This window comes from Escherichia sp. E4736 (assembly GCF_005781225.1).
Lineage (GTDB): Bacteria > Pseudomonadota > Gammaproteobacteria > Enterobacterales > Enterobacteriaceae > Escherichia.
In genome coordinates this window covers 1-5,124 of the sequence record NZ_VATT01000022.1, presented here as the reverse complement: position 1 = coordinate 5,124, position 5,124 = coordinate 1, and the positions used below count along the sequence as shown (strand labels likewise).

At 50.1% G+C, this 5,124-nt stretch carries 6 protein-coding genes and 1 pseudogene; all 7 read left to right on the top strand.

The window, feature by feature from the left end:
- Positions 1-80, top strand: a pseudogene (locus FEK46_RS23745) (hypothetical protein); the annotation flags it as partial.
- Entirely contained in the window at positions 58-558 is a 501-nt protein-coding gene (locus FEK46_RS15830; protein ID WP_001054834.1) for a packaged DNA stabilization gp4 family protein, read from the top strand. The pseudogene FEK46_RS23745 and the gene FEK46_RS15830, both read left to right, overlap by 23 nt.
- Positions 558-1,976, top strand: a complete 1,419-nt coding sequence (locus FEK46_RS15825; protein WP_135559758.1) for a packaged DNA stabilization protein gp10 — start codon at positions 558-560, stop codon at positions 1,974-1,976. Before FEK46_RS15830 ends, FEK46_RS15825 begins: the two co-directional genes overlap by 1 nt.
- Positions 1,976-2,677 (top strand): phage tail protein, encoded by a 702-nt coding sequence (locus FEK46_RS15820; RefSeq protein WP_135559757.1) that lies wholly within the window; start codon positions 1,976-1,978, stop codon positions 2,675-2,677. Before FEK46_RS15825 ends, FEK46_RS15820 begins: the two co-directional genes overlap by 1 nt.
- Entirely contained in the window at positions 2,677-3,132 is a 456-nt protein-coding gene (locus tag FEK46_RS15815) for a DUF2824 family protein (RefSeq protein WP_135559756.1), read from the top strand. Before FEK46_RS15820 ends, FEK46_RS15815 begins: the two co-directional genes overlap by 1 nt.
- A gap of 2 nt (positions 3,133-3,134) precedes the next feature.
- Complete coding sequence (locus tag FEK46_RS15810; RefSeq protein ID WP_135559755.1) at positions 3,135-3,830, top strand: DNA transfer protein; 696 nt, start codon at positions 3,135-3,137, stop codon at positions 3,828-3,830.
- 9 nt (positions 3,831-3,839) lie between these two features.
- Positions 3,840-5,124, top strand: a 1,285-nt coding sequence (locus FEK46_RS15805) for a phage DNA ejection protein (RefSeq protein ID WP_138194700.1), incomplete at its 3' end; no start/stop codon positions are given.

Here is a 5,124-nt window from a genome sequence, read left to right as displayed (position 1 = left end):
CAGAGCCAGAAGAAAAACAGCGTAAAAAGCCTGGTCGAAAACCTAAGGCGGCAGCAGATGAACCTGACAACGAAGGGTGATTTAGTCCTTGCAGCATTACGTAAGCTCGGTGTCGCATCAAATGCCACGTTAACCGATGTCGAACCGCAGTCTATGGAAGACGGCGTCAACGACCTTGAAATGATGATGGCTGAATGGCTTGGCGGTGATGCGTCACCAGGTATCAACGTTGGCTACATTTTCGCTGATGCAGATGTCGCTCCAGATCCTGGCGATGAACACGGTTTATCAAATAACGCTATCAATGCCGTCATTTTCAACCTTGCCTGCCGCATTGCTCCGGATTATGCGCTGGAAGCGTCTGCAAAACTTATAACCACTGCCAGATACGGGAAAGAGCGACTCGTCAAACTGTCTGCAATGGACAGAGCAAAAGCCGCAAAATGTAAGTCCGGTTATCCAAACCGTATGCCTGTTGGCAGTGGAAACCAGTTGGCGAAGTGGAACGGTTGGAATTACTTCCACCGAAAGGAACCTTGCGATAACGGGAGCGAATAATGCCGATTCAGCAACTTCCGCTTATGAAAGGTGTCGGGAAAGACTTCCGAAACGCCGACTATATCGACTATCTGCCAGTGAATATGCTGGCTACACCCAAAGAAATACTCAACAGCAGCGGATATCTTCGCTCATTCCCGGGCATTGCCAAACGTTCTGATGTGAACGGTGTATCTCGCGGCGTTGAGTACAACATGGCGCAGAATGCTGTTTATCGCGTATGTGGTGGCAGGCTGTATAAGGGCGAAAGTGAAGTCGGTGATGTTGCCGGAAGTGGTCGTGTATCAATGGCGCATGGTCGGACATCTCAGGCTGTAGGCGTTAATGGTCAACTGGTCGAATACCGCTATGATGGCACGGTTAAAACCGTCTCAAACTGGCCTACAGACAGCGGATTCACACAGTACGAGTTAGGTTCAGTTCGCGACATTACGCGCTTACGTGGGCGTTATGCGTGGTCAAAAGACGGCACTGATTCATGGTTTATCACTGACCTTGAAGACGAATCGCATCCTGACCGTTACAGTGCACAATATCGTGCCGAGTCTCAGCCTGACGGAATCATCGGCATCGGCACATGGCGAGACTTCATCGTCTGCTTTGGTTCATCGACGATTGAATATTTCTCCCTGACTGGCGCAACCACTGTTGGTGCCGCTTTGTATGTCGCACAGCCATCGCTGATGGTGCAAAAAGGAATAGCCGGAACCTACTGCAAAACGCCGTTTGCTGATTCTTATGCGTTCATCAGCAATCCTGCAACAGGTGCGCCGTCTGTGTACATCATCGGATCCGGTCAGGTGTCACCAATCGCCAGCGCGAGCATTGAGAAAATCCTCCGCTCCTACACTGCTGATGAACTGGCTGATGGTGTGATGGAATCGCTGCGATTTGATGCTCATGAGTTGCTGATTATCCACCTTCCGCGCCATGTTCTCGTGTACGACGCATCTTCAAGCGCCAATGGTCCGCAATGGTGTGTACTGAAAACAGGCTTGTATGACGATGTGTACCGCGCTATCGACTTCATTTACGAAGGCAATCAGATAACGTGCGGCGATAAGCTGGAATCTGTTACCGGGCAATTGCAATTCGACATCAGCAGTCAGTACGACAAGCAACAGGAACACCTGCTGTTTACTCCACTCTTCAAAGCGGATAACGCCAGAGTGTTCGACCTTGAGGTTGAATCGTCAACTGGCGTTGCGCAGTACGCTGACCGCCTTTTTCTCTCTGCAACCACTGACGGCATCAATTACGGGCGTGAGCAGATGATTGAGCAGAATGAACCGTTCGTTTACGACAAACGTGTTTTGTGGAAGCGAGTAGGGCGCATCAGGAAAAATGTCGGCTTCAAATTGCGCGTTATCACGAAGTCACCTGTCACTCTGTCTGGTTGCCAGATAAGGATTGAGTAATGGCTGATTCGAATCTCAATGAGCCGGTAACAATTCAGGCTACACGACTCGATACATCAATCCTTCCACGCAATATATTCAGCCAGTCTTACCTGCTGTATGTCATTAATCAGGGGGCTGATGTCGGCGCAATTGCCGGGAAGGCAAATCAGGCTGGTCAGGGCGCTTACGATGCTCAGATGAAAAACGATGAACAGGACGTCGAACTGGCAGATCACGACGCAAGAATCACCGCAAACACAAAAGCGATAAATCTCCTTGAGGTCAGGTTAACAACTGCCGAAGGGAAGATAGTCGTACTGCGTAGCGATGTTGATTACTTGCTGGATGAGGTTATCGATATTCAGGCGCATCTGGTCACTGTTGACCAAAGACTGGATGGCGTAGAAAGCGATGTATCTGACATTAAGAGTGATTACGTATCGAAAACTGTAACCGAATCGCAGTCTCTTGCGTCACCGCTGGATGTAAAAACATCATATTCAGTTGATGGAATTCAGGTCGTTGGAGCAAGGCAGACCGGATGGACTGCAGCCACAGGTACGCCACTTCTTGGCTCATTCAACGCTAACCAGTCATACACTGTCGGCACTACGTACACGCAATCCGAAGTCGCAGCTCTCGCTACAGGTTTGCAGCAGGCGCGGCAGCGTATTCTGGCGCTTGAAACGGCACTTAGATTACATGGGCTGATTGACTGATGATTACATTCAAACCAACGCGAAACATCGACCTGATAGAAGCAGTCGGAAATCACCCTGACATTATCGCCGGGAGCAACAACGGTGATGGATACGACTACAAGCCTGAATGCCGTTACTTCGAGGTGAACGTGCATATGCAGTTCGGAGGCATTGTTTACTATCAGGAGGTTCAGCCGCTTACATTCGATTGCCACGCCATGTACCTGCCAGAGATTCGCGGCTTCAGCAAGGAAATCGGGCTGGCGTTCTGGCGATACATTCTGACCAACACCACCGTTCAGTGCGTCACATCATTTGCTGCACGCAAATTCCGCCACGGTCAGATGTACTGCACAATGATTGGCCTTAAGCGTGTAGGAACCATCAAGAAATACTTCAAAGGCGTGGATGACGTGACGTTTTACAGCGCCACACGCGAAGAACTAATCGACTTCCTGAATCACGGGAGATAGCCATGTTATATGCATTTAAGCTGGGCAGAAAACTGCGCGGCGAGGAACCTTATTGCCCTGAAAAAGGCGGGAAAGGTGGCAGTTCTGATAAAAGCGCAAAGTATGCAGCAGAAGCTCAGAAGTATTCCGCAGACCTGCAAAATCAGCAGTGGCAGACGATCATGAAAAACCTTGCTCCGTTCACGCCGCTTGCGGAGCAGTATGTTAACCAGCTTCAGAATCTTTCCAGTTTAGAAGGACAGGGGCAGGCACTTAATCAGTATTACAACTCTCAGCAGTATAAAGACCTTGCAGGTCAGGCGCGTTACCAGAGTCTTGCTGCTGCGGAGGCGACGGGGGGGCTTGGCTCGACAGCCACAAGCAATCAACTGGCCACGATTGCCCCGACTCTCGGTCAGTCGTGGTTGTCAAACCAGATGAGCAACTACAACAATCTGGCAAACATTGGCCTTGGTGCGCTGCAAGGTCAAGCGAACGCCGGGCAGACATACGCCAACAACATGAGCAGCATTGCGCAGCAAAGCGCAGCACTTGCCGCTGCTAACGCCAATAAACCATCAGGCCTTCAGACAGCAATTAGCGGCGGAGCTTCAGGGGCTATGACTGGCGCTGCTCTTGGCTCTATTGTTCCCGGACTTGGCACTGGATTAGGTGCGGCAATTGGCGGCGGACTTGGCCTGCTTGGCTCGTTGTTTTAAGGGGTAATCATGGCTACTTGGCAAGGAACAAACGGCGGATTGTTGGCTGGTATCGGCGGCGTCAACTCAAACGCTCCGAGCGTAAATGACATCGGAAATACGCTTCAGCTTATCAGGCAGAACAATGATATTGAGCGTTCAGGCGCTAACAATGTTGGACTGACGGCTTTGCAAGGTATTTCAGGTATTGCGGGTGTTTTTCAGCAGGAAAAGCAGGCTCAGCGGCAGAAAGAATTTCAGCAGGCGTACGCTAATGCTTATGCGTCTGGTGATCGTGGTGCTTTGCGTCAGTTGGCTACTCAATATCCAGACCAGATTGAATCTGTTCGTAAAGGAATGGGATTCATTGATGAAGACCAGCGCAATTCTATCGGCACCTTAGCGGCTGGCGCTCGCCTTGCATCATCATCGCCAAAAGCAATGCAATCCTGGCTGCAAAACAACGCCAAGGAGCTGGCGCGCGTCGGTGTTGATCCTAACAACGTTGCTCAGATGTATCAGCAGAACCCTTCAGGATTTGGTGAGTTTGTTGATCACCTTGGAATGGCTGCTCTTGGTCCGATTGATTACTTCAATGTTCAGGACAAAATGGCTGGTCGTGAGATTGACCGAGGCAGACTGGCAGAGACAATCCGCAGCAATCAGGCTGGAGAAGCACTAACAGCTCGAGGTCAGGACATCCAGATACGTGGACAGAACATCAGCGCACAGAATGCTGCTCTTTCCCGCGAAATACAAAGAGCAGAATTACAAGAAAAGGCTCTGGACAGACAGATAGCCAGAGAAAGCAATCAGTTAAAGCTTGAAGAGCTAAAACAGAAACAGGCAGATGTTCGGCAAAAGGCTGACATAGCCCGCGCTGACAGGCAGGCCGCCGCTCAGGGTGCAGTTGATACGTTCAGCACCGCGCTTGATTCTCTCAACGAGATAGAGCAAAGCCCCGGCCTTTCAAAAGCAGTAGGAATTCGCTCAGCGTTTCCGACAGTTCCTGGCTCTGATGCGGCTAACTTTGAAGCAAGGCTCGACACCTTTAAAGCTCAAACATTCCTTCCTATGGTGCAGTCCCTGAAGGGTATGGGCGCTCTTTCAGATGCTGAGGGTAAAAAATTATCCGATGCGGTTGGTGCCCTAAGCCCCAAAATGAGTGAAAAGGCTTTTCGTGACTCTATCGGAAAGATTAGAAATCAGCTTGAAAGCAAGTTGAGCACTGTTAAAAAACAGTTTGATTATCAGGAGCCGGTGCAGAATATGCCAGGGCAACAATCTACTACTGGCAGTAACTTTTCTTCACTAT